We start from the raw sequence: 26,738 nt of genomic DNA on the forward strand, positions 1-26,738 counted from the left end.
AAGACTAGACGGCCGGCCGTTGAAATTGGTAGACGTTCCGATCCTCGCCGTCTGGAAATGACTGCCTCGACACTTGCACGCCGCCCAGCCGGGCTATCAGCGCCTTTGCTGGTTCATTCGAATCGGCACAGTAAGTTTGAACGGCTTGCCAATGAAATTCGGCGTAGGCATGTTCGACAGCGGCACGCGAGGCTTCGAGCGCATAGCCTTGACCTCGCGCCTCGGGGAGAAGCCACCAAGTGAGCTCCCGCGGCCAGCCATGGCCTTGCCAGAAGCCACAGACACCGATGACCGCCGCATCCTCGCGCCGGCGGAGGGCCCAGACCCCGAAGCCCTGGACATGCCAGCAGCCGACGTCATAGACGAGGCGAGACCAAGCCGCAGCAGGCGACAGAGGGCCGCCATAGGCCGCAGACGCCTCGGCATCCGTGTAGAAGCGCTGATACGCCGATTCGCAGGAGCGATCCGGAGGAATGAGGTCGAGACGTTGCGAGTGGAGGCTGGGAATCAGCATGGCGCTTCGATGGGTTCGACGAGATGTGCCCTGTTGGCCGGAGCAGCGTAGGGCTCCGGCCAGAACTCGACGAGACGGGTGATCCGTCCGTCCGCCACGTCGAAGAACGAGATTGCCCTCGCTGACTGCACGCCGTCGGTGACGAAGACATCCGACACCGCCTCGCGTTCATTCCCGGTAACGCGATTGACCGTGAAGCGCCAGGGTCCGTTGGCCGGGTACTCGGAATTCATCTGGATGAAGCGTTCCGCGCCACGGATGCGCTCGTTGGACTGCGGCCATTCCAGGGTGAACTCGGGCGCGAGCACGGCGGCCACCGAAGCGAAATCATTGGTGGCCATGCGTGACCAGAAATCGTGGACCACGTCGATGGCGGATCGGGTTTGCATCAACGCACTCTAGCGCTTGAGCCGGTCAATCCGTAGGTTGGAGTGAGCACCGCGAACTCCAACAAGCAGCCGCGCAATAGGACGTTGGAGTTCACTTCGTTCACTCCAACCTACAGAAGCGGATCGGAAGTTTTCCATGTCAGAGCTCACCATCGGCCACCGGCCGGTCGCGCGGCGCAAGCGCGAAGTACTGCTCAAGAGTGCCTCCACGAAGCGGCTTGACCATGTTCCGCACCGTGACGATTCGCTTGCCCATCTCGATGCCCGGGCGCTCGCGGACCAGAATGTAGCCCCGGGAGGCCCAGAACCTCTCGGCTCGCGTATTGCCCTGCACGACGCCGAGACGAAGCCAGGCCGCGCCATTGGTCATGGCCCATTGTTCGAGCCCGTCATTCAACACCTGCGCATCTCCGCTGCCGTGACGATCAGTCGCCACGATGAAGGTGCCGATGTGGAAGATGGAACCTGCCAGTAGGTCGGTGATGACGTTGGCCATGGCGACCAGCGCGCCATTCGTGCCGACATAGCCGATGACCCATTTCTTCGTGAAGCTCATTCCCGCGGGCAGTTCGCTGGTGATCTCCTCCAACCCTTCGTTGGGTCCGGCAGGCTCGCCCGCCGTCGCCAGGAAATACGCCGGGTTCTCATCGAAGAACTGCTGCAGCAGTGGCGCCCTGTCCGTCGTGAGTTCAATCGTGTGAACGCCCTCTATGGGTGAAACGGGAAGCGTGGTGATCGGCATCGGCGCACTCTAGCGCTAGAACCCGCCCGTTCGTGAGCCCCGTCACGGTCTCGCAGGACCGTAGGCAATCCCCCTACCGCACATTGCAGCTTTGCTGCACCGGTACCGCCGGCATCGCCCACTGCCGGGCGGACGCGGGGTTTGCAACCATGGAGGCCATTGAAACGGGAGGTGGCCCATGAGGATTTTTCTGGTGGAAGGCTCGGTGGCGAATCGTCGGTTGCTGGTGCGCAAGCTACGGGCGATGCCGGGTGTGCGTGTCGTTGGCGAGGCCAATGGCGAGACGCAGGCGCTGGCCCTGATCGACTGGACCCGGCCGGACCTGATCCTGATGTCGCTGCCGCTGGCCGAGGGCTCGGGCCTGCATCTGCTGGCGGAGTTACGCCGCCGAGGCCACAGCTGCCGCATCGCCGTGATGACCAGCCAGGAGCGCCCGGTCTGCTGGGAGGACTGCCTGGCCGCCGGCGCCGATGCCTTCTACGACAAGGCGACCGACATGGACGCGCTGTTCGCCGAGCTGGCGCAGGCGCCGCGCCTGTCCGCCGGCGGCGACAGCTCCACGCTGCTGCGCGAGGGCCTGCGCGGCCTGTACAACAACGTCCCGCTGTGCGAGCGCCTGGCCCAATCGACTCGCAGCGCCCTGCGCGACGGCATGAGCCTCGCCGTCTACGTGCTGCGCCTGAGCGCGCCGCGCAGCATTCCCGCGGTGCAGGCCGACCTGGTCACGCACCTGCTGATCGAGCGGATGCGCGAAGCCAGCGACGAGGCCGGCACCGAGGTGCTGGTGCGCCGCTCGGCCACGCAGTTCAGCCTGGTGATGCCCCAGCTCGACGACGCCGCCCCGGCGGCAGAGCGCGCGAGCCGGCTCGGCGCCATGATGGGCGAGCCGGTCAGCGCCGGCGAACGCGGCTCGGCACTGAAGGTCGAGCTGGGCATGGCGCTGTTCGCCACCGATCCACTGCCCGTGCGCGGCATGCTGAGCCTGAACCAGGCCACTTCCTTCGCCGCCTCGTGAGGGCCGAGGGCAGGCCCTAGTAGTACGTGACGGTGACGCTCAGCGCATCCACGTAGAAGCCGGGCACCGCCAACAGCTGGCGGCCGGGGATGCGGCCGTAGATCCAGAACTGCTGCGCCGGCGCCAGGCCCAGCAGGTCCAGCGTCACGCCGGAGCTGACGAGCGGCGCCGCCGTGCCGTCGCCCCAGACGGTGGTGTAGGCGGGGTCGGAGTAGAGGTTGTAGTTCAGCGTGTTGGCGCCGCTGGTCATGCGCCGGTTCGTGAGGCTGCCGCTGCCGCCGGCGCTGAGCGCGATGTCGAACGGGATCAGCAGCCCGACGACGCCGCCGCAGGTGATCTTCAGGCTCGCGCTGGTGTCGGTATTGCCGAAGGCCAGCGGGCTGTAGTTGCCGAAGGCGACGTTGGTCGTCGCGATCGTGCAGGTGCAGACGACCGGCAGGCACAGCGCCCAGGCGCTGCCCCCCGAACCCAGCGCCATCGTCACAAGTAACCGTCTGGATATATTTCTCATCGCGTCACCTGCATGTCAAGGAACCGAGGTCGGGCAGCTCATCATCGTCGCCCTGCGGCGGCAAGGTGAATTCGAGCTGGCAATGGCCATCCGCCCAGGCGGCGGCCGCATGGTTGAGGCCTTCATCCAGGCCCGCCAGATAGGCGCGGCCGTCGTAGCCCACCGGGTAGCTGCGCGGCTGGCCGATCGTCTGCAGCAAGGTGCCGGGCGGCAGCGGCCGGCCGGCGGCGTCGACCACGCGCAGGCTGACCGAGCGACCACGGTGCACCGGGAAATCGATGTACGCGGCGCTGCGCGCGGCCGGCGTGAGGCGGATCTCCAGCGCCTCCAGCTCGGCGTCCATCGGCAGGTCGGAGGCGTCGATGCCGACGCGATTGGTCTGGTAGCCGCGCAGGCCGGTGACGAAGGCGCGACCCCGCGCATCGGTGTGGGCGACGACCTGGTTGTCCTGCAGCACGCGCACGCCGGCATGGCCGCCGACGTCCACCAGCGCGATGCCGCCTTCGATGCGCCGGCCGGAGAAGACGCTGCCGTCCAGCAGCGCGAAGCCACCGCTGGCGCCGGCGCGGATCTCGGTGTCGTCGCCACGCCGCGCCACGCCGCCGCTGAGCACCGCGTGCTCGCCCTGCCAGGTTGCCTGCGCGAGCTGGTGGCCGTCGGTCTCGGCCAGCAGCTGGTAGCCCAGGCCGGAGCCGATGCCGGCATTGCGCTGCAGCTGTGCCTGCAGCTGGGTGCTGGAGCCGCCTCGGCCATCGGGCTGGCGCTGCACGCTGAGGCCCGCGCTGTGGCGCGCATCGAGCGCATAGCTCCAGCTCAAGGACAGCGAAGTGCCGCTGCCGCCGGGGCTGAAGTCGCGGAACAGTGCCAGGCCCAGGTAGCCGTAGGGGCCGAGCGAGCTGCTGTAGTTCACCTGCGCCAGCTTGCTCTCGACCGGTCCGCCCTGCTGCAGCGTGTAGCCCAGGCCGATCGACTGGCCGTGCCAGGCCGTACCGACGGCCATCGCCACGACGAGCCGCGGCGAGGTGCCGTCGAGCTGGCCGACCTGGCTGAAGCCGGGGCTCATGCGGCGCACCTGGACGCTGCCGCTCCAGTCGCGCGCCTGGCGGTCCAGGCCGGCCGCGAGCATCCAGCCACCGCCCATGGTGCTGGAGTGGCTCGCCACCGCCGAGGCGCTGGCCGTGCCGAGCGCGGGCCACAGCGTCCAGCCGCTGAAGCCCAGGGCCTGCTGCGAGCGGGTCAGCTCGGCACGCAGCTCGCCGGTGAAGCGATCGGTGAGACCGCGGCGCTCGGTCGCGGTCAGCATGCCGCGGCCGTAGTGGTTGCTGGCGATGCCGTAGTCCTCGCGGATCATGCCGACCTCGAAGCTGCCGGCGCGCAGCCCGGGCTTCAGCAGCGCGGGGCTGACGTAGTACGGGGTGACGACGACCTGCTCGCGGCCCAGCAGGTCCTTGACGACAGTCTTGATCTCGCCCTGGCCGGTGACGACGGGCAGGTCCGTCAGGTCGAAGGCGCCGGGCTGCAGCCGGCTCTGCAGGCGCTGGCCGTTGTTGACGTACACGTCCAGCGTCGAAGGCAACGCCGCCTCGCCGCGCAAGGTTGGCAGCGGGAAGCTCAGGAAGCCCGGCTGCAGCGAGAAATCGGTGCCCCACTGCAGGCCGCCGAAGCGCACCGGCCGGCCCCAGGCGCCGGACTGGTTGATCGCGTCGCCCACCGTCAGCCGCGCCAGGCGCTCGGGCATGTCGTGCTGCCAGCGCGTGTCCAGGCGCACGCCGCGGGCCTCGGTGCGCACGAGGCCGGTGCTGCTGAAGTCGCCGTGCGGGCCGAACAGGCCCAGCTCCCAGAGCACGTCGGCGGCGTCCTGGCTGCCACGGTCGTGCTGCCATTGCGCGTCGTAGTTGATGAACGGCGCCCAGGCGGAGGGCTGGGTCACGCGCGGCACGCCGGGCGCCAGGTCGAGCTGCTGCGCGACGAAGGCCGAGGCCGGTGCCTCGATCTCCAGCGTCTGCGTGCCCTCGTCGATGCGCCAGCGCAGCGGGCCGTCGTTGCCGAGCAGCACGTGCAGCTCGCCGTCGATCACGCGCGGCGTGCCGGTCGGCGGCAGGCGCAGGTGCAGTTCGTCCCAGGATGATTGCGGCACCGCCAGTCCTTCGCTGAGGCGCACCGCCCGCAGCATCGCGTCCTGCGGCACGCCGTTGATCGTCAGCGCCAGCAGCAAAGTCTCACCCCACTGGGGGCGAGACTCGGCCTGCGCGGTAACGGCGGTGGCGGCGGAGGACGGCAGGACAAGGAACAACAGCAACGCCGTCGCCAGCGCGGTCAGGCAGGGGCTGTCAGGGGCGGTCCCGAGCCGGATCCGCCAGGTCATTCAGTGCCACCATCCTCACCCCTTCGTCGGTCTGCACCTGCACCCTCGCGGCCGCGACGGCCGTGTTGCCGGGCAAGCGGAACACGCGCTGCTCGCCCGGGAAGATGACCGAGGTGCTGCCCTTCTGCGTCAGCGCGGCCAGCGCCTCGCCGCCCTCGCCCTGCAGGCGCAGCTCGGCGATCTTCAGGTGCACATTGCCCTGGTTGGAAACCTCGGCCAGCAGGTCGCCGTTGGACGCGCGACTCACCTTCCACTGCTCGCTGCGCTTGACCTGCGCGGGCGCCACGAACACCGGCACCCGCATCGTCACCAGCACGCGCACGCTGCCCGAGACCTGTGCGGAATCGGCGGCGCGCGGGATCGGCACCTCGCGCAGCACGATGCGGTAAGTGCCTTCCTGCTGCAGCTCCTGGTTGCGGCGCAGGCCCAGGCGCAGCACCTGCGTCTGGCCCGGCTGCACGGTGAAGACCGGCGGGTTGACGATCAGGTCGGTGGTGGGGCCGTCCTGGTCGACGCCGTTGACGCGGGTCCAGGAGATCGCGTCGGCCTGCATCATCACCGGCTCCGCGCCGTTGTTGACGACCTGCACCGTGGCCCGGTCGTTGTTGCGGTCGAGCCGCACGTTGACCGGCATCAGCGTGACGTCGGAGGCCCGTGCAGCCAGCGGCGAGCACAGGGCGAAAACCAGCAACAGAATCCAGCGGTTCATGGCGGTACTCCTTCTGAGCTCGAGGCTCAATAGCTCACGGTGACGGTGACGGTATCGGTGTAGGCGCCGGGCACGACGTTGGCGAGCGAGGGCAGGCGGCCGTAGATGTTCAGGTTCTGCGCGCTGCCGGTGCCGGTGCCGGTGTAGCTGGAGCTGCCGGCGCTGCCGTCGCCCCAGACGCTGGAGCGGCCGGTGTCCAGGTAGAGCTGGTAGGGCAGCGAGCGGCTGCCGCTCTTCATCGCGCGGGCGCCGAAGTTGGAGGCGCCGCCGGCATTGCTGCCGGCGTTCAGCGCCACCGCGTAGGGCGTGGTGTTGGTGCACTGGACGCTCACCGAGGACATAGCGTCCACCGGCGACGAGGTGGCCAGCGGATCGATCGTGTTGCCGAAGTTCAAGGTCGTGCCCGAGACCGTGCAGGAGCTCACCACCGTGGCATTGACCTGGAAGTTGTTGCCGGTGGAGGCCGCCAGCGCCAGACTCGGCAGCAGGAGGGTGAACAGGGGAAGGCGCATCGTCGTGGGGGCCGGGTTCAGAGCGCGCCGAAGGCGCTGGCCTCGGCCAGCGTCAGCAGGCCGCGGGAGGAGACCGCATCGGTCGGGAACAGCGCCATGCCCAGCTCGACACCGAGCTGGTAGTCCTGGCCGCCATGCGTGAAGGGCTGGGCCATCAGCTCGCGCAGCTGGTGGGCGTAGTCGGTCGCTTCGTCGGGGCCGTCCAGCCGGGTCAGCACGACGCAGAACTGGTCGGCGCTGCGGCGCGCGACGATGTCGGAATCTGTGCAGGAATCGCTCAGGCGCGCGGCGATGTCTCGGGCCAGCGCATCGGCCACCTCGGCCGACAGCGCCGCGTGGCCATCCAGGCGCAGCACGTAGACAGCCAGGTTCACGCCGTCGCGGGCCGCGGCCTTGGCGCTCTGGTCCAGGCGTTCGACCAGCGCGGCCTCGTTGTACAAGCCGGTCAGGCCGTCGCGCAGCAGCCAGGTCGGGTGTTCGTCGACCGGCGTCGGGTGGACCTTGGGCGGGAAGGCGGCGAGATCGTCGAACAGAGTCTCCAGGCCCGAACCCTTGTCGTAGAAGGCGTCGGCACCGGCATCGATGCAGGCGCGGCGGTAGGCGTCGGTGTCCTGGCTCGTCAGCACGGCGATGTGGCCCTTGAAGCCGGCGCGACGCAGCTCAGGCAGCAGGTGCAGGCCGGAGCCGCTGGCCAGCGACAGGTCCATCAGCACGATGTCTGGCTGGGTCCAGCGGATCAGCGCCTGGGCCTGGGTCTCGCCGGTGGCCTCGCCGACCAGGCGCAAGCCCTTCATGCTGTCCAGCCTGCGCACGAGCAGGCGGCGAATGGACGGGGAATCTTCGACCAAAAAGACCTTCATTTCTTCGTCTCCCTGACTGCTATTTCGCGGTAAGCCATGTTCCCAAGACTGGCGTTCGCGGAGCAGCGGGGGATGCTGGAAGCTGAAGTGCGGCAAAGCTGTCTTCCTTTGCAGGTGAATTACCTACACGGGTTCTACAAGGCGGTAAGCCCGTGCTGGACGCAGTACTTCGTCAGCTCGGTGTTGTTCTTCCAGCCGGCTTTTTCGAAGATCCGCGCGCGGTAGCTGCCCACGGTCTTGACCGAGAGATGCATCACCTCGGCGATGTAGGCCGGCGCCCGGCCTTCCGCGATCAGGAGCATCACGCGGTGCTCCTGCGCGGAGAGCTGCTCGTGCGGCAGGGTCTGCGGCGCCTTGCCGCTGAGCAGGCCCAGCAGGTGGTCCGCCATCGAGGCGGTGACGTAGCGGCCGCCCTCGTAGAGCCGCCGCAGCGCGCTGCGCAACTCCTCGGCGGCGCGATCCTTGGGCAGGTAGCCGGCAGCGCCCATCTGCATCAGCCGCGCCGCGTAGGCCGCCTCGGCATTCAGGCTCAGCACCAGCAGCGGCACGTTGTGCAGCACGCGCAGCACGCGGCTGGCGCCCTCCAGGCCGCTGGAGTCGGGCAGCGACAGGTCCAGCACGACCAGGTCGGGCCGCGCGGCCGCGATGCGCTCCAGCGCCGCGGCGATCGTCGCGGCCTCGTCGACGATCGCGTCGGGCCATTCCTCGCGCACCAAGTGCGCCACGCCCACGCGCATCAGCGGGTGGTCATCGACCAGCAGGACTCTCATGCAGCGGCTCCCTGCGGCTGTGCCGCGTCCGATTCGGCCAACGGCAGCCAGACGCCGACGCGTGTGCCCGCGCCTCCATCGGCTGGTCCAAATTCAAAGCGACCGCCGGCCAGCGTCGCCCGCTCACGCATATTGCGCAGGCCCGAGGCATCGGCGCGCACATCGCCGGGCCCCTTGCCGTCGTCGATCACTTCGAGCTGGAAGCCCTCGCGCTCCTCGATCTCCAGGTGGCGGCCCTTGATCGTCAGGGTCTGCGCGCCGGCGTGGCGCAGCACGTTCGTGCAGGCCTCCTGGATGATGCGGAAGAGCTGGCTGGCCTGGTCGGCGCTCAGCAACTCCGCCTCCGTCATGGCCAGCACCGTCTGCATGCCCGCCTGGCGGCCCAGGGTCTGCAGGTAGTGGCCCACCGCGGCCTCCAGGCCCAGCTCGTCGAGCAGCGGCGGGCGCAGCGCGGCCGAGATCTGGCGCGCCAGGCGGATCGATTCGTCGGCCATCTGCTGCAGTTCCTCGACCAGCGGCTCGGTGCGCGGCTTCAGCTTCGAGCGCAAGGAGACCACCAGCATCTTGATCGCCGTGCCGACCTGGCCGATCTGGTCGTGCACCTCGCGCGCCAGGCGGCGGCGCTCGTTCTCGATGCTGCGGTCCTGTTCGACGGCGAAGCTCTGGATGCGCGCCAGCGCCTTGCTCAGCGCGGCCGTGCGCTCGTCGATGAGGCCTTCGAGGTTCGCGTTGGCATGGCGCAGCGCGGCCTCGGCCCGGTCGCGCCGGCGCTGTTCGACCACCAGCAGCAGCAGCGCCATCATCAGCGCCAGCAGGCCCACGCCGGGCAAGAGGTGCGTGATCTGCTCGGTGCGCTCCTGCAGCGCGCGGGTGGCCGAATCGGCCTCGGCAATACGCCACTGCTGCGCGCGCTGCAGCTCCTCGACCTGGTAGCGGAGCTGGTCCATCAGGCGCTTGCCTTCGGCATAGGCCGACAGGTCCTGCAGCGAGCCCCCATGCTCCTGCAGGCGCCCCGCGATATTGCGATCCACCTGGGACAGGCGCTCGCGGATGCCGGCATCCAGGCGGCTGAGCTGGCGCTCGTCCGTGCCGGCGGCAAGCATGCGCTTGCGCAGGTCCTGGTAGACCCGCTCCAGTTCGCCCACGGCCGACTCGTAGGGCTGCAGATAGGAACGCTGGCCGGTGATGATGAAGCCGCGCTGGCCGGTTTCGACGTCGACGAGCAGAGTCAGCAATCGCTGCAGATCGGTCTGCGCACGCAGCGCGTCGCTGCGCTGCGTATCGCGCTGCAGCAGATCGCCGAGACTCTGCGATGCCGTCAGGGCCGTGCCGACGAAAGCGACGAACACGGCCAGCAGCAGTGCCAAAGGAAGCCAGGACCTTCGCATACCCCATGTATGGCAAGCCACACCCATGGGCCCGGCACTCGCGCTCATCGCCGCGCATGCCACCGCCTCAGCGGCTATGGACCCACACCTCCCTCACCGGGGCCGACCGCGGCAGTCTCAGCTGCCGTCAACCTGCATTACAGAGGCTATCGGTCGCACAGAAAAATTGCAAGCATGTGAGGGGAATTTGACGCTTGAATAACGCGTTATGTCAGCGCGCTACGAAGGGTCTTTGCGGATTGCCTGCCGATCGTTTTCGGACAAATGCATCAGGCGATCAGCGCCTCGGTCTGCGGATCGAAGCAGACGAGCTTGGCCAGGTCCACGACGAAGCGCGCCCGCTGGCCCGGAGACAGCGCGGCTTCTGGATCCAGCCGCACGGTGAACTCGTGGCCACCGAGGTCGACCAGCACCAGGGTGTCGGCGCCGGTCGGCTCGATCACCTCGACCTGCGCCTCGATCAGGCTCTGCAGCGGTCCGGCCACCGAGCCGGCATCGGCCAGCGAGACGGCCTCCGGGCGGATGCCGGCGATCACGTCGCGGTCCGCGTAGGCGGCCAGCGCCGGGACCACGGCCTGGGCCGGCAGCGCCAGCGTTGCGCCCTCTGCGCCCTTTGCGGCCTTCTCGCCGATGCGCAAGGTGAAGCCGCCTTCCACATCGCGCAGCAGCCGCGCCTTCACGAGGTTCATCCGCGGGCTGCCCATGAAGCCGGCGACGAAGCAGTTCGCCGGCCGGTTGTAGACCTCCTGCGGCGTGCCCAGCTGCTGCAGCACGCCGGCCTTCATCACGGCGATGCGGCTGGCCAGGGTCATCGCCTCGATCTGGTCGTGCGTGACGTAGACGATCGTGGCCTTCAGCCGCTGGTGCAGCTTCTTGATCTCGGTGCGCATGTCCACGCGCAGCTGCGCGTCGAGGTTGGACAGCGGCTCGTCGAACAGGTAGAGCTGCGGCTCGCGCGCCAGCGCCCGGCCGATCGCCACGCGCTGGCGCTGGCCGCCGGAGAGCTGGCGCGGCTTGCGGTCCAGCAGGTGCTCGATCTGCAGCAACTTGGCCACCGACTGCACGCGCTCGGCGCGCTGCGCCTTGTCGACCTTGCGCATCTCCAGCGGGAACTCGATGTTCTTGGCCACCGTCATGTTCGGGTACAGCGCGTAGGACTGGAACACCATCGAGATGTTGCGGTCGGCCGTGGGCACCTCGGTGATGTCGCGGCCCATCAGCCGCACGCTGCCGCCGGTGGGTTCCTCCAGGCCCGCGATGATGTTCATCAGCGTGCTCTTGCCGCAGCCGGAGGGGCCCACCAGCACGAGGAATTCGCCGTCGGCCAGCGCGATCGAGATGTCGTGCAGCACATGGACCGCGCCGAAGCTCTTCTTGACGTTCGTCAGCTCCAAAGAAGCCATTTGCGGATCAACCTTTCACGGAGCCGGCCATCAGGCCGCGCACGAAATACTTGCCCGAAAGCAGATAGACCAGCAGCGTCGGCAGCGCCGCGATGAAGGCGCCGGCGAAGTGCACGTTGTATTCCTTCACGCCGGTGGAGCTGTTCACCAGGTTGTTCAGCGCCACCGTCAGCGGGAAAGAGCTGAAGTCGCTGAACGAGGCACCGAACAGGAACTCGTTCCAGATGTTGGTGAACTGCCAGATCACGGTGACGACGATGATCGGCGCGCTGTTGGGCAGCAGGATGCGCCACAGCACGCCGAAGAAGCCGGCCCCGTCCATCCGCGCCGAGCGGATCAGCTCGTGCGGGAAGGCGGCGTAGTAGTTGCGGAAGAACAGCGTCGTGAAGCCGATGCCATAGACCACGTTGACGAACACAAGGCCCTTCACCGTGCCGGCCAGGCCCAGCATGCCCAGCGTCTTGGCCATCGGGATCAGCACGATCTGGAAGGGGATGAAGACCGAGAACAGCATCGCGCCGAACAGCAGGTGGCCGCCACGCATGCGGAACTGCGTGAGGATGTAGCCGTTCAGCGCGCCGATCAGCGTGGAGATCGCCACCGCCGGCACCACCAGCAGGAAGGAGTTGATGAAGTAGGGCTTGAGCCCCGTCGGCTGCACGCCGATCTGCGCCGTGCTCCAGGCGGTGAGCCAGGCGGCGACGGTCCAGTCCTTGGGCAGCGCCATCAGGTTGCCGCTGCGGATCTCCTCCAGCGGCTTCAGCGAGTTGACGACCATCACGTAGACCGGCAGCAGGAAGCCCAGCGCCAGCACGGCCAGCAGCAGGTACAGCACCAGCCGCATCGGGGAGGAAGCTTTATTGGCCATGCTTGGCCTTCCTCATCTCGGCAAACAGATAGGGCAGCACGACGATGCCCACCGCCACCAGCATCAGCACCGCGCTTGCCGCGCCCACCGCCATCTCGTTGCGCGTGAAGGTGTACTGGTACATGAAGACCGAGGGCAGCCAGGTCGAACGGCCGGGACCGCCGTTGGTCAGCGCGACGACCAGGTCATAGCTCTTGATCGCCATGTGCGCCAGGATCACGAAGGCCGAGACGAACACCGGCCCGAGCTGCGGAATGATGATGCGCAGGTAGATCTGCCAGGTGCGCGCGCCGTCCACGCGGGCGGCGTTGACCTGCTCGCTGTCCACGCCGCGCAGGCCGGCCAGGAACATCGCCATCACGAAGCCGGCCGTCTGCCAGACCGCCGCGATGACGACGCAGTAGATCGCCATCTCGCTGTCCTTGATCCAGCCGAAGCTGAAGCTCTCCCAGCCGAGGTCGCGCATCGTGTGCTCCAGGCCCACGCCGGGATCCAGCAGCCATTTCCAGGCTGTGCCGGTGACGATCAGCGACAGCGCCATCGGGTACAGGAAGATCGAGCGGTAGAGGCTCTCCGCGCGGATCTTCTGGTCGATCAGGATCGCCAGGCCCAGGCCCAGCGCCATCGCGATCACGATGAACAACCCGGCGAAGGTGCCCGCGTTGGACAGCGCCACCTGCCAGTTCTCGAGGTTCAGGAGCCGCTTGTAGGCGGCCGTGCCCTCGTAGTCCAGCACCGGCATGATCGTCGACGGCGTCAAGGACAGGTAGACGGTGAACATGATGTAGCCGTAGACGCAGACCGCCACCAACAAGGCGCTCGGGCTGATCAGCAGCTTGGGAAGGAATCCGGCTTTCATCGATTGACAAAGCTCCGCGGCCCGGCCGGCTTGCGCCGACCGGAGCCTTCTTCAGAACAGGAAAGAGCGATCAGCCCTTCGAAGCCGAGACCATTTCGGCGACGGCCTTCTTGTCGTCGATCTGGCCATTGAAGTGGCGCGTGATCACGTCGTAGAAGGCGTTCTTCAGCGAGGCGGGCACCGCGTGGCCGTGGGCCATCGAGCCGACCAAGGTGTTCTTCTTGTTCGCCTCGGCGAGGTCCGCCATGCCCTTCTTGCCGCAGTCGTCGAAGGCGGTGTTGGGCACGTCGGTGCGTGCCGGCACGGAGCCCTTGACGACGTTGAACGCCGACTGGAAGCCCGGGTCCATGATCGCGCTGGCCAGCTTGGCCTGCGCGGCGGCCGCGTCGGCCTTGACCTTGAACATCACGAACTGGTCGGAGTTGAAGGACACCATGCCCTGCGTGCCCGGCGTGCGGAAGCACAGGAAGTCCTTGCCCGGCACCTTCTTGGCGTTCAGGAACTCACCCTTGGCCCAGTCGCCCATCATCTGGAAGCCGGCCTTCTCGCTGATCACCATGCCTGAAGCGACGTTCCAGTCACGGCCGGAGAAGTCCTTGTCCACGTACTTGCGCAGCTGGCCCATGCGCTGGAAGACCTTCAGCATCGTGTCGGAGCCGAGCGCCTTCGGGTCGAGGTCGATCAGCGCCTTGCGATAGAAATCGATGCCACCGGTGGACATGGCCACGCCGTCGAACAGCGTGGCGTCCTGCCAGGGCTGGCCGCCGTGCGCCAGGGCGACGAAGCCGGCCTTCTGCACCTTGTCGAGCGCGGCGATGTATTCGTCCCAGGTGGTGGGCATCGCGGTCACGCCGGCCTTGTCCAGCACCGCCTTGTTGGCCCAGACCCAGTTGGTCGAGTGGACGTTCACCGGCGCGGCGATCCACTTGCCGTTGTACTTGGAGAAGTGCTGCAGCGCGGTCGGCACGACCTTGTCCCAGCCCTCCTTGGCGGCGACCGAGTTCAGGTCGGCGACGACGCCCTGCTTGCCCCAGTCGAGGATGTCGAAGCCCAGCATCTGCACGGCGGTGGGCGGGTTGCCGGCCGTGACGCGGGCACGCAGCGCGGTCATCGCCGCCTCGCCGCCGCCGCCGGCCACCGGCATGTCGTTCCACTTGACGCCCTGCTTTTCCAGATTGCCCTTCAGCACGTTCAGCGCGGCGGCCTCGCCGCCGGAGGTCCACCAGTGCAGGACCTCGACGCTCTGCTGCGCGCGTGCCGGCAGCGCCAGCACGGCCGTGGCGATCGCCAGGCCGGTCAACATCAGGGTCCCTTTTTGCTTCTTGCTCTTCATGCGCGTTGTCTCCGTTTGGGTGGGGTGCATGTGCAGCGTCGCGGTCCGGTGTCTACTGCCCCGATGCCAGGCGCGCTGGTTCTCGGCCGGGTGGCAGCGTCGAGGCTGCCGGCCGTCAGGGAGGGTAGTCGGGAAGAAGGGGGAGTGGTTCCTAGGGGAAGTACTAGCGGAGCGACTTGCGCACTCCGTATTGCGGGCCGAGCGCCGGGCCGCTCCCAAGCCGGCCCACTTGGCGATGTGCTTGCGGCTAGACGCCGCAAGCATCGCCGTCCCCTTGGGGGACCGCCCGGGCGCACCCGCGTTCAGCAGGGTGCGACCGGGCGAGGGGCACCATCATTCCCAGTAACGCTTCGCGCCCCAGTAGTCGTAGGTGCGTTCGTTCCAGCCGGTGTCGGGGGCGCTGGGCCAGTTGTCCTTGTCGAAGCCTTCGGCGTTTTCGAAACGGGCCTGGTCGGCGTCCATCACGAAGCACTTGTCGGCCGTGTCCAAGGTCAGCGCGGACCAGGGAATCGCGAACAGCTTCGTGCCCATGCCGAGAAAGCCGCCGCTGCTCATCACCGCGTAGGCGACCTTGCCGCGCGGCACGTCGATCATGATCTCGTCGATCTTGCCGAGCACGTCGCCATTGCGGTTGCGTACTTCGTCGCCGGTGAGCGTGTTGGCGGTCATCAGCCGCGGGCCGGGACCGCCGCCAGGTTCGGCGCCGGGGGATTCATAGGTGCGGGTGTCGATTGCGGTATCCATGCCGTACTCCTTCGTTGGGAAGACGGCTTGATTCGGCAATCACTGTGCCCATCCCTGCCCGTCGTTCACTCGACCGGTTCGTCGACGGCCAGGCCCTCGCGGCGCATCAGTTGCTCCTTGCGCAGCAGCATCGCCTCGCCCAGCGTATCGAGGTCCATGTCCGTCTTCCTCAGCTTCGGAAAGAGTTCGTTCTCTTCCTCGCGCACATGGTGGTCGATGTACTCGCCGAGCACCTTGACCTTGGCGTCGTAGTGCGCGTCCAGCGGCGCGGAGTCGAGGATCTGCACGATCAGATCCTTGGCGGACGCATGCTCGACCTCCGCCTCGTCGACGAGGTCATCGTCGTCCTTGCCGAGCGCCCGGTGCGCCTGCGGATAGATCAACTCCTCCTCGATCATCGTGTGCACCTTCAGCATGCAGCAGATGCGCTCCGCAAGCTGCTGGCGACGCTGATCGCTGGCGCGCCTGGCAACCAGTTGCTGGTATTCCTCGAACAGGCTCTTGACCTCCCGATGGTCGGCCTTCAGGACGGCGATGGCGTCCTTGTGCAGTGTGACGGCTGATGTCATGGCACTTCTCCGATAGCAATATGGTCAGGCGGCAAGCGGGATGCCCGCGTCCGCATCGGCTCGGCGGGAGCCTCGGGCTGCGGCTGGGGGCGTCCACTTCATGTCCCCCGGCCGCTGCGCGGCGTCCTCCTTTACTTCCGTGGCCACCCCCACCCACATCCCGAGGCAGGCCACCAGTGGTCGTTCGCGGGGCAAGCAGGGTGGCGGGGTGCCCCAAAGCGCAGGTAAAGGAGGAGGCCGCGCAGCGGCCGGGGGACACGGAGCTTTGGGGTACCCCGGCGCCCTGCGCTCGTCGCACCAGCCGACTCAGTCCCAGAGGCTGCGCACCTTCGCGCCGACATCGACCGTCGGCACGACCGGCGCGGCCTGGGCCAGCGGCGCACGCGGCGCCGCGCCGACCTGCTCGAACAGCCGCGCCACCTTGCCGGGGATGAAGCGGGTCAAGGTGGCGTAGACGTGCACGTCGCCGTCGCGCCGCTGCTGGCGCACGTAGTAGCGCTGCGGCGCGACGATGGCCAGGTGCTGCTTGGCGCGGGTCATCGCGACGTAGAGCAGGCGGCGTTCTTCCTCGATCTCCTCGGTCTGGCCGGTGGCCATGTCGGAGGGGATGCAGCCGTCGACCGCGTTGAGCAGGTAGACGGCGTTCCATTCCTGGCCCTTGGACGAGTGGATCGTCGAGAGGATCAGGTAGTCCTCGTCCAGCGAGGGCACGCCGGATTCGTCGCTGCTGGCGTTGGGCGGGTCCAGGGTCAGCTCGGTCAGGAAGCGCTCGCGCTCGCCGTAGGCCTGGGCGATGCGGGCGAGCTGCTCCAGGTCGGCCAGGCGCACCGGGGCCTGGTCCTCGTACAGGCGCTCCAGGTGCGGCTGGTACCAGTCGATCACGCGCTCCAGATCGGCCGGCCATTCGCTCTGCGCGGCCAGCGACAGCATCAGCTCGCGCAGCAGCGCCCAATCGGCCGCGGCGGCCGGCGGCGGCTTGAAGTCGCGCAGCGCGGCCCAGGCGTCGGCGGCCTGTTCGTCCATCGCGTCGAGCAGGCGCCGCGCGCTGGCCGGCCCGAAGCCCGGCAGCAGCTGCGAGACGCGGAAGGCCGCCAGCCGGCCGCGCGGGTTCTGCGCCCAGCGCAGCATGCCCAGCACGTCCTTCACATGCGTGCTCTCCAGGAACTTCAACCCGCCGTATTTGCGGAACGGGATGTTGCGCCGCGTCAGCTCCAGCTCCAGCGGCGCGCTGTGGGCGGCGGTGCGGAACAGCACGGCCTGCTGCATCAGCTTCAGGCCCTCCTCGCGCCGTTTCAGCACCTCGTCGGCGACCCAGCTCGCCTGCGCGGATTCGTCCTGCAGCACGATGAGCCGCGGCTTCTCGCTCGACGGTTTGTCCGACCACAGCCGCTTCTCGTGCCGGTGCTTGGCCAGCGCGATCACGGCGTTCGAGGCTTCGAGGATCGGCTGCGTGGAGCGGTAGTTCTGCTCCAGCGCAACGATGCGCGCCGGCGGGTCGAACTGCGCGGGAAAGTCGAGGATGTTGCGCACCTCGGCGGCGCGGAACGAGTAGATCGCCTGCGCATCGTCGCCGACGACGGTGAGGTTCTCGCCCCGCGGTTTCAGGCCCTTCAGGATCGCGGCCTGCAGGCGGTTGGTATCCTGGTATTCGTCGATCAGCACGTGGTCGAAGCGCGCGCCGAGCTCGGCGGCCAGCGCCGGGTCGGACATCATGTGCATCCAGTAGAGCAGCAGGTCGTCGTAGTCCAGCACCTGCTGTTGCTGCTTGGCCTCGGCATAGGCGCGGAACAGTTGCTTCAGCTCCGCCAGGCAGCCGAAGCACCAGGGGTAGAACTGCTGCAGCACCGTGTCCAGCCGCGCCTCGCTGTTGATCACGCGCGAGTAGATCGCCAGGCAACTCGCCTTCAGCGGAAAGCGATCGGCCTTCTCGGCCAGGCCCAGCGCCTGGCGCTGCATGCCCATCAGGTCTTCGGCGTCGGCGCGGTCGAGGATGGTGAAGTTGCGGGCCAGGCCGATGCGCTCGGCGTACTCGCGCAGCAAGCGCGCACCGACACCGTGGAAGGTGCCGGCCCAGGCGAAGCGCGGCGGCGCCTGCGTGGCCGAATAGCCCAGCGCCTGGTGCAGCGCGCGGCCGACCCGCTGCTCCATCTCGCCGGCGGCGCGGCGCGAGAAGGTCAGCAGCAGGATGCGGTTCGGGTCGGCACCGTCCATCACGAGCCGCACGACGCGCGCAGCCAGCGTCTTGGTCTTGCCCGAACCGGCTCCGGCGATCACCAGCAGCGGGCCTTGCGAGCCTTCCGACGTACGGCCGTGCTCCACCGCCTCGCGCTGCTGCGGGTTCAGGTCGGCAAAGACCTGCGGCGGCGACATCTTTTTGCCCATCCAGGCATCATAGACTGTATAAAACAACAGTTATGTTGGAGGAACCTACGATGAGCATCCGGATCGGCACCGCCTCCTGGGCAGACCAGGGCCTGATCGACACGGGCCGTTTCTACCCGCCGGAGGTCCGCACGCCCGCCGCGCGGCTGCAGTACTACGCGACGCAGTTCCCGCTGGTCGAGGTGGACACCAGCTACTACTCGATCCCGGCCTCGCACGCAGCGCGCCAGTGGGCCGAGCGCACGCCCACCGGCTTCCGGATGAACGTCAAGGCCTTCCGCCTGTTCACCGGCCACCAGACCTCGCCGGCCGTGCTGCCGGCCGAGGTGCGCGAGGCGCTACCGCAGGCGCTGAAGCTCAAGTCAGTGCTGTACTACCGCGAGCTGCCGGGCGAGCTGGTCGACGCGCTGTGGCACCGCTTCGTGCAGGCGCTGCTGCCGCTGCGCTACAGCGGGCGGCTGGGCCTGGTGCATTTCCAGTTCCCGCCCTGGCTGGTGCGCAACCGCGCCGGCCATGCGCACGTGGCCCACTGCGTGGAGCGCATGGAAGGCTTCAAGCTCAGCACCGAGTTCCGCAACATCTCCTGGCTGGCCGATGAGCACGCGGCCGAGACGCTGGCCTTCCAGCGCTCGCTGGGCACGGTGCACACCATCGTCGACGAGCCCCAGGGCTTCAGCAACAGCGTGCCCGCCGTCTGGGACACCACGCACGACGCGCAGGCCCTGGTGCGCCTGCACGGCCGCAATGCAGGCAGCTGGGGCTACAGCGGCGCCCGCTCGTCCGGCCGCTTCAACTACGACTACGACGAGGCCGAACTCGAAGGCCTGGCGCGCCAGATCCTGACGAAGCTGGACCGGCCGGGCCTGGACATCCACGTGATCCTGAACAACAACGCCGAGGACCAGGCGCAGCGCAACGGCCGCACGCTGATGCGGGTGATGGACGCGCTGGGCGCGAACGTCGCGAAGCCGGCTGCAGCCTCAGCCCCGATGGGCGACCTGTTCGAGCTGCAGGCCTGAACGAGCGCACACGCAAGAAGGGCCCGGTGCACGAGGTGCAACCGGACCCTGCCGAAACCGTGAGGTGGAATGAGTGGCCCGGATTCACAAGGGGCGACGTCCACTGGGGTTTCGACGCCTTCAGGTTCTCAGAAACCGCGGGGCGCCGGAAGCCGACAAGGCCGCACCGTGCTGTAGGACTTGTCCGGGCCTAGCGTGCAGCGAGCGCTGCGGCGCTGGCCGCAACGGGAGGCGGTGGCACGTACTTCGTGTAGCCGTCCGACAGCGTGCCGAGGAAGGCGACGATGTCCTCGATCTCGCGGGCATTCAGCCGCGGCTTGCCGTTCTTCAGCGGCTTGAAGGGCGCATCGGCGTTGACGTTGTCCCAGTAGCGCTCGGGCAGGTCGTCGTAGCGGCGCGGCTTGCCGGCGGCATCGCGCCCGTACCACTTCTGCGGGTTGGTCTCGCGGGTGGCGTAGAACTCGACGACCTCGCGCAGCGAGTGCATCGCGCCGTTGTGGAAGAAGCTCTTCTTGCGCGCCACATTGCGCAGCGAGGGCGTGCGGAAGGCGCCGCAGTATTCCGGGTGCGTGGACAGGTCGCTGCGCAGCGGGCCGCACAGGCCCAGGTCGAAGAACTCGGGGTTGCGGTTCATCGGGATCTGCGCGTTGCGCGGCACGGCCAGGGCGACGAAGCCGAAGTCCGTGAAGATCGGCAAATGGCTGCCCGGGTTCTTGTGGCTGCTCGTGTGGCAGCTCGCGCAGTTGCCCTTCTTCATGTCGTTGAAGAGGGCCAGACCGCGCAGCTCGGTCGGGCTCAGGTCCACCTCGTCCTTCAGGTAGGCGTCGTACTTGCTCGTGAACGAATGGAACTCGGCCGGCGCGCCCTCGTAGGCCTCCAGCGCCACGGTGACCCAGGCGATGCTGGCGCGCAGGTCGTCGAACACGTTCTCGCCCGGCGCGCTGAGCAGCGCCTTGAACTCGCCGGCGTAGGCGGTCTTCATCAGCTTGTCGAGCAGCGCGCGGTGGTCCGCGTTGCCCATTTCGTTGGGGTCCAGCAGCGGCATCAGCGCCTGGTCGTGGCCGGTGTTGACGCGGCCGTCCCAGGTACGGCCGCCGGTCGGGCCTTCGTCGTCGCCGCCGGCGCCGCTGGGCTCGGCCTCGTAGAAGTGCTCGGTGAACGCGATCGGCGCGTGCAGGTAGGTCAGCGAGGGCGTGCTGCGGAAGCCGAGCCGATCCATGCCGGGGCCGCCCGGCTGGATGGACAGCGCATTCGGCGGGCCGAAGGCGCTCTTCGGGTCATGGCAGCTGGCGCAGGACTGCAGGCCCGAGGCCGACAGGCTCTTGTCGAAGAAGATCTTCTTGCCGAGCGACTGCAGGTCCTCCACCGTCGGCCGGTCGCCGTAGACCCCGGGGTGGTAGAGCTCGGTGCCGATCTCGGGCAGCGCCTCGCCGGAGCAGGCGTAGGCGATCGCGATGGGCAGGGCCAGCGCGATCGCTACGAGGCCGGCGAGCCGTCCGCCGCTCAGCCGCGGCGACTGCGGCGCGCGGAAACGCATGCAACGGCGCCCAGGCCCAGCAGCAGCATCGCGTAGCTCGCGGGCTCCGGCACGGCGGCCGTCACCTGCAGGCCGAATGCATCGGCGGCGATGGCCGGATCGGTGTCGTAGCCGCGGCCACCGCTGTAGTAGGCAAGCGCCGAGGGCAGGTTCGACACACCGGTCGGCAGGACCAGGCCCTGCACGCCGTTGCCGTCGGTCTCGATGGCGACGAAGTAGGTGCCGGCGGGCAAGGTCCAGTTGAGGCCCGACTGGCCGGTCCAGCCACCGTCGGCAAAGGTCGCGGTGAACTGATGCAGCTGGCCCTGGTTCTCGGCGAACCAGTCGAGGTTCGGCACCAACGCGCCGTTGACGCTGGTGCTGCTGTACAGCGCCACGGTGAAGCCCAGGCCCGTGTCGGCGGCGGTGGACTGCACGAAGGCCTTGATGCTGTCGATCGTCGTCGTCGCGCTCAAGGTGAAGCTCTCGGCGGCCCAGTCGACCGCGTCGATGCTCAGCGCACCGACGATGCCGCCGGAGGGCGTGCCGGTGTCGAGCACGCTGGGCGCCGCGAAGGAAGTCGTCGTGGCCAGCAGCGCCGCGGCGAGCAGCGTCCCGTTGAAGATCTTGTTCATTGTTCTGTCTCTCTCGAAAGGGTTCGTCACTGCAGCGCCGGCACCGTCTGCGCGCCGATCAGCTTGCTCGGGCCGTAGGCGGCGGTGAAGCCGTAGACGTTGATGTCGGCCTTGCCGCTCTGGTGGATGTTGACGATCGCGTAGACGTAGCTGCGGTCGGTCGGCGACTGGCCGGAGGCGGTGGGCTTCACGTCGAAGGGCGAGCCGCCCGCGCCGACGATGACCTGCCACGACGGCGGCAGCACGCTGCCGGCGGGCTGTGCCTTCGGCTGGCTCATGTTGTAGACGTGCTGGTGGCCGCTGAAGTAGGTGGCGGCATAGGCCTGCACCACGTTCCAGAAGGCGTCGCGGTTGGCCGTCGAGTAGGCGTTGGCGTCGAGGCCCGCGGCCTTGCCGCCGTTGCCGGCGAAGTTGTAGGTGTAGGCCGGCTTGTGGCCGAACACGAAGAAGCTCTTCGCGCCGCGCGTCTTGGCGGCGGCGAAGTCCTGGCTCAGCCAGTTGACCGGCGCGGTGTTGTCGTTGCCGCCGGAGACGTCGTTGTTGATGACGGCGAAGTGGCTGCTGCCCACGTCGAAGCTGAACGACAGCTGGTTCTGCGGCGCCGCGGTCGTGACCTTGGTGTTGCCGGTCACGAAGGGGTAGTCCAGCGCCGCATGGTCGCCGAGGTCCACGTTCGCCAGGGCCTGGCCGTTCGGCAGCATCGAGGTCAGGCGCGCCTGGTCGAGGATCAGGTCGCCCATATTGGCGCGGAAGGCCTCTTCGTTCTGCGGGATCGCGTTCTTGCCGCCATTGACGCTGCCCAAGGTGTCCTGCCCGGCCACCAGCGCACCGCAGATCACCTGGGGCACGTAGGCGCCGGTGGCGGCGTTGATCGAGGGCGCGGCGAGCGCCGTGCGGCACTGCGTCTCATGGTTGCCCGGCACCGGCACGATGTAGGTGCCCTGCTCCATCAAGGTGGAGGCCATGCCGCGCCAGTAGGCGTACTCGGTGTAGAAGCGGACGAGGTCGGAGTTGATGACCGAGTTCACGTCGCTCACGTTCGTCGACGGATTCGCGTTGCCGTAGCCCAGCACCATGTCGCCGTTGAAGAACAGCAGGTTGGCCTTCTTCGCCGCGATCTCGCGCAGGATGCGGCTGAAGGCTTTGGTGTTGGTCATCCACATCTGGTCCTGGCCGCTCAGCGGGAGCTGCGTGGCGTCCGGCGCGACGTTGTCCTGGCGCGAATCGCCGACGGTGGCGAAGGACAGCACCACGGGATCGGCGGTCTGCGCGCGGGCGGCGCCAGCGGCCATCAGCAGGGCCGCGGCCGCGGCAATGGCGAGTGTCTTCTTCTGCATTCGAAACCTCGGTTCGTTGTGGACGCCAGGGCCGCGAGGATCGCAATCTCGCGTGAATGCAGAAAGTCACAGCTGATACGGACATAGTCCGAACGGACTATGTCCGGGCCGGTTTCAGGCCGCCACGAGCGACTCCATCGGCCCGAAGAACTCGTAGCGCAGCCGCTGCGGCGCGATGCCCAGCTTCAGGCCGCTGGCATAGACCGACTGCATGAAGATGCGCGGGCCGAGGAAATAGAGGTCCACATCGCGGTTCTCGGGCAGGTGCTCGGCCAGCAGCTCCTGCGTGACGCGGCCGGTCTCGTGCGCGGCGTCCTCGGCCGCGCGCGGCATGTCGTAGACGTAGAGCGGGCGCACGTTCGGATGTGCGGCCGCCAGGCTGTCCACCCGGTCGCGGAAGGCATGGACGCCGCCGTGCCGCGCCGCGTGGATGAAGTGCACCGGCCGGCCGCTCGGCGCCACCACCTCCAGCATGCTCATGGCCGGCGTGATGCCGACGCCGCCGGTCACCAGCACCAGCGGGCGCTGCGTCGGCTGCGGGTCCAGCACGAAGTCGCCGCTCGGCGCGTGGGCCTGCAGCACGGCGCCCGCCTCCACATGGTCGTGCAGCCAGCCGGAGACGCGGCCGCCCTCCTCGCGCTTGACGCTGATGCGGTACCAGGGCTTGCCCGGCGCGTCGGACAGCGAATAGTGGCGGCGCACCTGCTGGCCCTCGATGTCCAGCAGCAGGGTCAGGTATTGCCCGGCGTGGAAGGCCGGCAGCGGCCGCCCGTCGGTGGGCTCCAGGTAGAAGGAGGTGATCAGTTCGCTCTCGCGCACCTTGCGGGCCACGCGCAGCGGGCGGGGGCCGCGCCAGCCGCCTTCGCGCGCGGCGTTGTCGGCCTGAACGGCTTCCTCTGCATCGATCAGCAACTGCGCCAGCGCGCCGTAGGCCTCGCCCCAGGCCGCGATGATCTCGTCGGTGGCCGCGGCGCCCAGCACGTCGCGGATCGCCTGCAGCAGGCAGGCGCCGACGATCGGGTAGTGCTCCGGCCGCACGCCCAGCGCCACGTGCTTCTGCACGATGCGCGGCAGCGCGGGCGCCAGCGCGTCGAGCTGGTCGATGTGGCTGGCGTAGGCCAGCACCGCGCCGGCCAGCGCGCGGGCCTGGCTGCCGCTGGCCTGGTGGGCCTCGTTGAAGAAGGCCTTCAGCTCGGGATGGTCGCGCAGCATCGCCTTGTAGAAAGGCTCGGTGATCGCGGGGCCATGCTGCTTGAGCACGGGCACGGTGGCCTTGATCAGGGCGATGGTGGAGGCGGAGAAGGTCATCGGAGGGGTCCTTGGCTTGTTGGGTACTCCTCTCATCTCAACAAACGTGCCAGTGCCGCGGTCCTTGCAAGTGCTTGATTCCTAACGCCCACGTTCAGCGTGTTGTCATTTCGACCGCAACCGCTTCGTTGTCGATGTGACACCTACAGTGTCTGCATGACCACGATGCCCGATGAAGACCATCCGCTGCGCCCGCTGCTGGCCAGCGTGCGCGAGCTGGTGCCCTGCGATGCCGCCGTGCTGCTGCGCCTGGAAGACGACCGCAGCCTCGTGCCGGTGGCCTTCGAGGGCCTGGACGACGCGGTGATGGGCCGCCGCTTCCCGCTCGACAGCCACCCGCGGCTGGCGCAACTGGCGGCCAGCGCGCAGGGCCTGCGCTTCGCCGCCGATTGCGGCCTGCCCGACCCCTACGACGGCCTGCTCGCCGGCCAGCAGCGCGAACTGCTGGCGGTGCACGACTGCATGGGCGCGCCGCTGCGCCACGGCGGCCGGCTGTGGGGCCTGGTGACGCTGGACGCACTCGACCCGCATGCCTTCGACGGCGTCGGCGACGCGCAGCGCCATGCGCTCGTGCGCCTGCTGGAGGCCGGCATCGGCTCCTGGATGGCGCTGGAGCAGGCGGCCGAGCGCCGCGCACGCGAGCAGGTGCTGGCCCGCGAGTTGCGCGGCGCCGCGCCCACGCGCGAGCTGCTGGGCAAGAGCCCGGCCGTGCAGCGGCTGCTCAAGGAGATCGACACCGTCGCGCCGTCGGACCTCACCGTACTCATCCTGGGCGAGACCGGCGTCGGCAAGGAGCTGGTGGCGCAGCGCCTGCACGCCGGCTCGCCGCGCCGCGATGCGGCGCTTGTGCAGGTCAACTGCGCGGCCCTGCCCGAGACGCTGGCCGACAGCGAACTGTTCGGCCACAAGAAGGGCGCGTTCACCGGCGCCGTGCAGGACCGCGTGGGCAAGTTCGAGCTGGCCGATGGCGGCACCCTGCTGCTCGACGAGGTGGGCGAGCTACCGCTGTCGGTGCAGGCCAAGCTGCTGCGCGTGCTGCAGAGCGGCGAGCTGCAGCGCCCCGGCAGCGACCGGCAATTGCGCGTGGACGTGCGCGTGCTGGCGGCCACCAATCGCGACCTGAAGCAGGAGGTGGCCGAGGGCCGCTTCCGCGCCGACCTGTACCACCGGCTGTCGGTCTACCCGCTGCTGGTGCCGCCACTGCGCGAACGCGGCCGCGACGTGCTGCTGCTGGCCGGCGGCTTCCTCGAAGAGAACCAGCAGCGCCTGGGCGCGCGCAACCTGCGCCTGACCCCCGCCGCTAGCGCGGCCCTGCTCGCACACGACTGGCCCGGCAATGTGCGCGAGCTGGAGCACCTGATCAGCCGAGCCGCGCTGCGCGCGCTATCCGCACAAGGGCGAGCCTCGCGCTGGATCGGCATCGAGCCGCAACAACTGGCCCTGCAGGCCGAAGCCGTCGCGCAGCCCCGGCCGGAACCTGCGATGGCTGCCACGCCGCCGGACAGCATCGGCACGGGCCTGGGCCTGCGCGAAGCCACCGAGGCCTTCCAGCGCCAGTGGGTGGCCGCCGCGCTGGCGAGGCACGGCGGCTCGATGGTGCAAGCGGCCCGAGAGGCCGGCATGGACCGCAGCAACTTCCACCGGCTGGCGCGCCGGCTGGGCGTTACATCTGCGCGGGAATGACGGCTGGGCCGTTACCGATTGCTCGATTCGCGCCATCAGCCACGTGCAGCGACGCACCGCCCGGAGCCCGTCAGAACTACGATCGCACGGCTGTCAGTCCAACAAACGGGAGACAACCGTGAGCCTTCTGAGAAAGATCAGCATCTGCAATCGGGTCCTTTATGCGCTGTCGGCCCTGGGCCTGCTGTGCGTGCTGGTGGGTGCCGCCATCGGCTGGCTGACCTCCGACATCGCCACCGAACTCGAACAGCAACTGAAGACCGGCGCGAACGCATCGGGCAGCATCGCCCTGCTGCGTGAGCGCATGAGCAGCCTCGTGTGGACGACAGGCACCGCCGCGGTGGTGCTGGGCCTGCTGGGCGTGATCGCCGGCGTGGCACTGCGGGCCAGCATCAAGGCCCCGATCGAGAACACCATCCAGGCCGTCATCGCGATGGGCAAAGGCAACCTGGGCTCGAAGATCTCCTCGCCCGGCCTCGATGAAATCTCCTGGCTCAACAGCGAGCTGAACTCGATGCGCAAGAAGCTGCGCGAGATGGTGCTGGCCGTGCGCGGGTCGTCGGACTCCGTCAACTCATCGGCGCACGAACTGGCCATCGGCAACAGCGACCTCAGCCAGCGCACCGAGAGCCAGGCCGCGGCGCTGCAGCAGGCCACCAGCTCGATGGCGCAGCTCACCGCCACCTTGCGCACCAGCTCGGGCCTCGCCACCGACGCCTCCTCGCTGGTGACGCAAGCCAACCAGGTCGCCGGCGACGGCGGCCGGCTGATGCGCGACGTCGTGCAGCGCATGAGCGACATCGACGCCAGCGCCAAGCGCATCGCCGAGATCATCCAGGTCATCGACGGCATCGCCTTCCAGACCAACATCCTCGCGCTCAACGCCGCCGTCGAGGCGGCGCGAGCCGGCGAGCACGGCCGCGGCTTCGCCGTCGTCGCCAGCGAAGTGCGCGGCCTGGCCCAGCGCAGCGCCACAGCGGCGCGCGAGATCAAGGTGCTGATCACCGACTCGGTCGAGAAGGTCAGCGGCGGTTCGAGCCTCGTCGACGCGGCGGGCCGCAACATGGAGCAGATCGTCGGTGGCGTCTCACAGGTGTCGGCGCTGATCGCGCGCATCGCCGAGGCCGGACAATCGCAGACCGGCGGCATCGAAAAGGTCCACACCGTCATCGCGCAGATGGACGACATGACCCAGCGCAATGCCGCCCTGGTGGAACAGGCCGCCGCCGCCGCGCAATCGCTGGAGCATCAGGCGCAGAGCCTGTCTTCGTCGGTCGGCCTGTTCGATCTCGGCAAATAGGAAGGTA

General features: G+C 68.5%; 24 protein-coding genes and 2 pseudogenes. 5 read left to right on the forward strand and 21 right to left on the reverse strand.

Annotated features, from left to right (window positions below; translation table 11 throughout):
• Positions 1 to 4 precede the first annotated feature (4 nt).
• From SNE35_RS29375 to SNE35_RS29385, 3 genes are all read right to left on the reverse strand, one after another.
• The gene (locus SNE35_RS29375) at positions 5 to 514 is read right to left on the reverse strand and encodes a GNAT family N-acetyltransferase (RefSeq protein ID WP_320426614.1); all 510 of its coding nucleotides are present in this window, start codon (positions 512 to 514) and stop codon (positions 5 to 7) included.
• Positions 508 to 903 carry a nuclear transport factor 2 family protein gene (locus tag SNE35_RS29380; protein WP_320426615.1) on the reverse strand — a complete coding sequence of 132 codons (396 nt, stop codon included), beginning with the start codon at positions 901 to 903 and terminating at the stop codon, positions 508 to 510. Before SNE35_RS29380 ends, SNE35_RS29375 begins: the two co-directional genes overlap by 7 nt.
• A gap of 139 nt (positions 904 to 1,042) precedes the next feature.
• Positions 1,043 to 1,645, reverse strand: a complete 603-nt coding sequence (locus SNE35_RS29385; protein ID WP_320426616.1) for a GNAT family N-acetyltransferase — start codon at positions 1,643 to 1,645, stop codon at positions 1,043 to 1,045.
• Positions 1,646 to 1,823: 178 nt separating this feature from the next.
• Here SNE35_RS29385 and SNE35_RS29390 point away from each other — a divergent pair, with 178 nt between their 5' ends.
• Positions 1,824 to 2,660 (forward strand): response regulator, encoded by an 837-nt coding sequence (locus tag SNE35_RS29390; protein ID WP_320426617.1) that lies wholly within the window; start codon positions 1,824 to 1,826, stop codon positions 2,658 to 2,660.
• A 16-nt stretch (positions 2,661 to 2,676) separates the two neighbouring features.
• Here the strand turns inward: SNE35_RS29390 and SNE35_RS29395 are convergent, their stop codons facing one another.
• The 14 genes from SNE35_RS29395 to SNE35_RS29460 form a co-directional block, all read right to left on the reverse strand.
• Entirely contained in the window at positions 2,677 to 3,138 is a 462-nt protein-coding gene (locus SNE35_RS29395; RefSeq protein WP_320426618.1) for a Csu type fimbrial protein, read from the reverse strand.
• A 37-nt stretch (positions 3,139 to 3,175) separates the two neighbouring features.
• Positions 3,176 to 5,536 (reverse strand): fimbria/pilus outer membrane usher protein, encoded by a 2,361-nt coding sequence (locus SNE35_RS29400; RefSeq protein ID WP_320426619.1) that lies wholly within the window; start codon positions 5,534 to 5,536, stop codon positions 3,176 to 3,178.
• Positions 5,502 to 6,245: a fimbrial biogenesis chaperone gene (locus SNE35_RS29405; RefSeq protein ID WP_320426620.1), complete on the reverse strand. Its 744-nt coding sequence runs from the start codon at positions 6,243 to 6,245 to the stop codon at positions 5,502 to 5,504. The genes SNE35_RS29400 and SNE35_RS29405 overlap by 35 nt, the downstream gene beginning before the upstream one ends.
• Before the next feature lie 26 nt (positions 6,246 to 6,271).
• Positions 6,272 to 6,757, reverse strand: coding sequence for a Csu type fimbrial protein (locus SNE35_RS29410; RefSeq protein WP_320426621.1), 486 nt, complete (start codon positions 6,755 to 6,757; stop codon positions 6,272 to 6,274).
• Between the two features lie 17 nt (positions 6,758 to 6,774).
• Positions 6,775 to 7,617, reverse strand: a complete 843-nt coding sequence (locus SNE35_RS29415) for a diguanylate cyclase domain-containing protein (RefSeq protein ID WP_320426622.1) — start codon at positions 7,615 to 7,617, stop codon at positions 6,775 to 6,777.
• A gap of 134 nt (positions 7,618 to 7,751) precedes the next feature.
• Positions 7,752 to 8,387, reverse strand: coding sequence for a response regulator transcription factor (locus SNE35_RS29420; RefSeq protein ID WP_320426623.1), 636 nt, complete (start codon positions 8,385 to 8,387; stop codon positions 7,752 to 7,754).
• Complete coding sequence (locus SNE35_RS29425) at positions 8,384 to 9,754, reverse strand: CHASE3 domain-containing protein (protein ID WP_320426624.1); 1,371 nt, start codon at positions 9,752 to 9,754, stop codon at positions 8,384 to 8,386. Before SNE35_RS29425 ends, SNE35_RS29420 begins: the two co-directional genes overlap by 4 nt.
• Before the next feature lie 290 nt (positions 9,755 to 10,044).
• Positions 10,045 to 11,178, reverse strand: a complete 1,134-nt coding sequence (locus SNE35_RS29430) for an ABC transporter ATP-binding protein (RefSeq protein WP_320426625.1) — start codon at positions 11,176 to 11,178, stop codon at positions 10,045 to 10,047.
• A gap of 7 nt (positions 11,179 to 11,185) precedes the next feature.
• Entirely contained in the window at positions 11,186 to 12,046 is an 861-nt protein-coding gene (locus tag SNE35_RS29435) for a carbohydrate ABC transporter permease (RefSeq protein WP_320426626.1), read from the reverse strand.
• Positions 12,036 to 12,905, reverse strand: coding sequence for a carbohydrate ABC transporter permease (locus SNE35_RS29440; RefSeq protein WP_320426627.1), 870 nt, complete (start codon positions 12,903 to 12,905; stop codon positions 12,036 to 12,038). Before SNE35_RS29440 ends, SNE35_RS29435 begins: the two co-directional genes overlap by 11 nt.
• A 70-nt stretch (positions 12,906 to 12,975) precedes the next feature.
• Positions 12,976 to 14,238, reverse strand: coding sequence for an ABC transporter substrate-binding protein (locus tag SNE35_RS29445; protein WP_320426628.1), 1,263 nt, complete (start codon positions 14,236 to 14,238; stop codon positions 12,976 to 12,978).
• Positions 14,239 to 14,571: 333 nt separating this feature from the next.
• Positions 14,572 to 14,982, reverse strand: coding sequence for a PRC-barrel domain-containing protein (locus tag SNE35_RS29450; RefSeq protein ID WP_320426629.1), 411 nt, complete (start codon positions 14,980 to 14,982; stop codon positions 14,572 to 14,574).
• Positions 14,983 to 15,047: 65 nt separating this feature from the next.
• On the reverse strand, positions 15,048 to 15,551 hold the full coding sequence (locus SNE35_RS29455; RefSeq protein ID WP_320426630.1) for a hemerythrin domain-containing protein: 504 nt from the start codon (positions 15,549 to 15,551) through the stop codon (positions 15,048 to 15,050).
• Positions 15,552 to 15,857: 306 nt separating this feature from the next.
• Positions 15,858 to 17,933 carry an ATP-dependent helicase gene (locus tag SNE35_RS29460; RefSeq protein WP_320426631.1) on the reverse strand — a complete coding sequence of 692 codons (2,076 nt, stop codon included), beginning with the start codon at positions 17,931 to 17,933 and terminating at the stop codon, positions 15,858 to 15,860.
• Positions 17,934 to 17,983: 50 nt separating this feature from the next.
• On the opposite strand from SNE35_RS29460, the gene SNE35_RS29465 reads away from it, so the two are divergent.
• On the forward strand, positions 17,984 to 18,952 hold the full coding sequence (locus SNE35_RS29465) for a DUF72 domain-containing protein (protein WP_320426632.1): 969 nt from the start codon (positions 17,984 to 17,986) through the stop codon (positions 18,950 to 18,952).
• A 190-nt stretch (positions 18,953 to 19,142) separates the two neighbouring features.
• Here SNE35_RS29465 and SNE35_RS29470 read toward each other — a convergent pair whose 3' ends face one another.
• From SNE35_RS29470 to hmpA, 4 genes are all read right to left on the reverse strand, one after another.
• Positions 19,143 to 20,489, reverse strand: coding sequence for a cytochrome-c peroxidase (locus SNE35_RS29470; protein ID WP_320426633.1), 1,347 nt, complete (start codon positions 20,487 to 20,489; stop codon positions 19,143 to 19,145).
• A complete protein-coding gene (locus tag SNE35_RS29475; RefSeq protein WP_320426634.1) occupies positions 20,456 to 21,103 on the reverse strand; it encodes a PEP-CTERM sorting domain-containing protein in 648 nt (215 codons plus the stop codon). Before SNE35_RS29475 ends, SNE35_RS29470 begins: the two co-directional genes overlap by 34 nt.
• A gap of 26 nt (positions 21,104 to 21,129) precedes the next feature.
• Positions 21,130 to 22,440 (reverse strand): metallophosphoesterase family protein, encoded by a 1,311-nt coding sequence (locus SNE35_RS29480; RefSeq protein ID WP_320426635.1) that lies wholly within the window; start codon positions 22,438 to 22,440, stop codon positions 21,130 to 21,132.
• Between the two features lie 114 nt (positions 22,441 to 22,554).
• Positions 22,555 to 23,748, reverse strand: a complete 1,194-nt coding sequence (hmpA, locus tag SNE35_RS29485) for an NO-inducible flavohemoprotein (protein WP_320426636.1) — start codon at positions 23,746 to 23,748, stop codon at positions 22,555 to 22,557.
• A 156-nt stretch (positions 23,749 to 23,904) separates the two neighbouring features.
• Between hmpA and norR the strand changes: the two genes are divergently transcribed.
• From norR to SNE35_RS29495, 3 genes and pseudogenes are all read left to right on the forward strand, one after another.
• Entirely contained in the window at positions 23,905 to 25,431 is a 1,527-nt protein-coding gene (norR, locus tag SNE35_RS29490) for a nitric oxide reductase transcriptional regulator NorR (protein ID WP_320426637.1), read from the forward strand.
• Positions 25,432 to 25,735: 304 nt separating this feature from the next.
• Positions 25,736 to 25,954 (forward strand): annotated as a pseudogene (locus SNE35_RS32150) (HAMP domain-containing protein); the annotation flags it as partial.
• Between the two features lie 3 nt (positions 25,955 to 25,957).
• Positions 25,958 to 26,731, forward strand: a pseudogene (locus SNE35_RS29495) (methyl-accepting chemotaxis protein); the annotation flags it as partial.
• Positions 26,732 to 26,738 lie beyond the last annotated feature (7 nt).

It is taken from the genome of Roseateles agri, from assembly GCF_034043675.1.
GTDB lineage: Bacteria > Pseudomonadota > Gammaproteobacteria > Burkholderiales > Burkholderiaceae_C > KK5.

Coding starts and splice junctions, on each gene's coding strand:
- SNE35_RS29385 (WP_320426616.1), bottom strand. CDS start 1,645: ATGCCGATCACCACGCTTCCCGTTTCACCCATAGAGGGCGTTCACACG.
- SNE35_RS29440 (WP_320426627.1), bottom strand. CDS start 12,905: ATGAAAGCCGGATTCCTTCCCAAGCTGCTGATCAGCCCGAGCGCCTTG.
- SNE35_RS29445 (WP_320426628.1), bottom strand. CDS start 14,238: ATGAAGAGCAAGAAGCAAAAAGGGACCCTGATGTTGACCGGCCTGGCG.
- norR (WP_320426637.1), top strand. CDS start 23,905: ATGACCACGATGCCCGATGAAGACCATCCGCTGCGCCCGCTGCTGGCC.
- SNE35_RS29475 (WP_320426634.1), bottom strand. CDS start 21,103: ATGAACAAGATCTTCAACGGGACGCTGCTCGCCGCGGCGCTGCTGGCC.
- SNE35_RS29415 (WP_320426622.1), bottom strand. CDS start 7,617: ATGAAGGTCTTTTTGGTCGAAGATTCCCCGTCCATTCGCCGCCTGCTC.
- SNE35_RS29430 (WP_320426625.1), bottom strand. CDS start 11,178: ATGGCTTCTTTGGAGCTGACGAACGTCAAGAAGAGCTTCGGCGCGGTC.
- SNE35_RS29390 (WP_320426617.1), top strand. CDS start 1,824: ATGAGGATTTTTCTGGTGGAAGGCTCGGTGGCGAATCGTCGGTTGCTG.
- SNE35_RS29465 (WP_320426632.1), top strand. CDS start 17,984: ATGAGCATCCGGATCGGCACCGCCTCCTGGGCAGACCAGGGCCTGATC.
- SNE35_RS29480 (WP_320426635.1), bottom strand. CDS start 22,440: ATGCAGAAGAAGACACTCGCCATTGCCGCGGCCGCGGCCCTGCTGATG.
- SNE35_RS29455 (WP_320426630.1), bottom strand. CDS start 15,551: ATGACATCAGCCGTCACACTGCACAAGGACGCCATCGCCGTCCTGAAG.
- SNE35_RS29460 (WP_320426631.1), bottom strand. CDS start 17,933: ATGGGCAAAAAGATGTCGCCGCCGCAGGTCTTTGCCGACCTGAACCCG.
- SNE35_RS29435 (WP_320426626.1), bottom strand. CDS start 12,046: ATGGCCAATAAAGCTTCCTCCCCGATGCGGCTGGTGCTGTACCTGCTG.
- SNE35_RS29420 (WP_320426623.1), bottom strand. CDS start 8,387: ATGAGAGTCCTGCTGGTCGATGACCACCCGCTGATGCGCGTGGGCGTG.
- SNE35_RS29380 (WP_320426615.1), bottom strand. CDS start 903: ATGCAAACCCGATCCGCCATCGACGTGGTCCACGATTTCTGGTCACGC.
- SNE35_RS29400 (WP_320426619.1), bottom strand. CDS start 5,536: ATGACCTGGCGGATCCGGCTCGGGACCGCCCCTGACAGCCCCTGCCTG.
- SNE35_RS29405 (WP_320426620.1), bottom strand. CDS start 6,245: ATGAACCGCTGGATTCTGTTGCTGGTTTTCGCCCTGTGCTCGCCGCTG.
- SNE35_RS29375 (WP_320426614.1), bottom strand. CDS start 514: ATGCTGATTCCCAGCCTCCACTCGCAACGTCTCGACCTCATTCCTCCG.
- SNE35_RS29395 (WP_320426618.1), bottom strand. CDS start 3,138: ATGGCGCTGGGTTCGGGGGGCAGCGCCTGGGCGCTGTGCCTGCCGGTC.
- SNE35_RS29450 (WP_320426629.1), bottom strand. CDS start 14,982: ATGGATACCGCAATCGACACCCGCACCTATGAATCCCCCGGCGCCGAA.
- hmpA (WP_320426636.1), bottom strand. CDS start 23,748: ATGACCTTCTCCGCCTCCACCATCGCCCTGATCAAGGCCACCGTGCCC.
- SNE35_RS29410 (WP_320426621.1), bottom strand. CDS start 6,757: ATGCGCCTTCCCCTGTTCACCCTCCTGCTGCCGAGTCTGGCGCTGGCG.
- SNE35_RS29470 (WP_320426633.1), bottom strand. CDS start 20,489: ATGCGTTTCCGCGCGCCGCAGTCGCCGCGGCTGAGCGGCGGACGGCTC.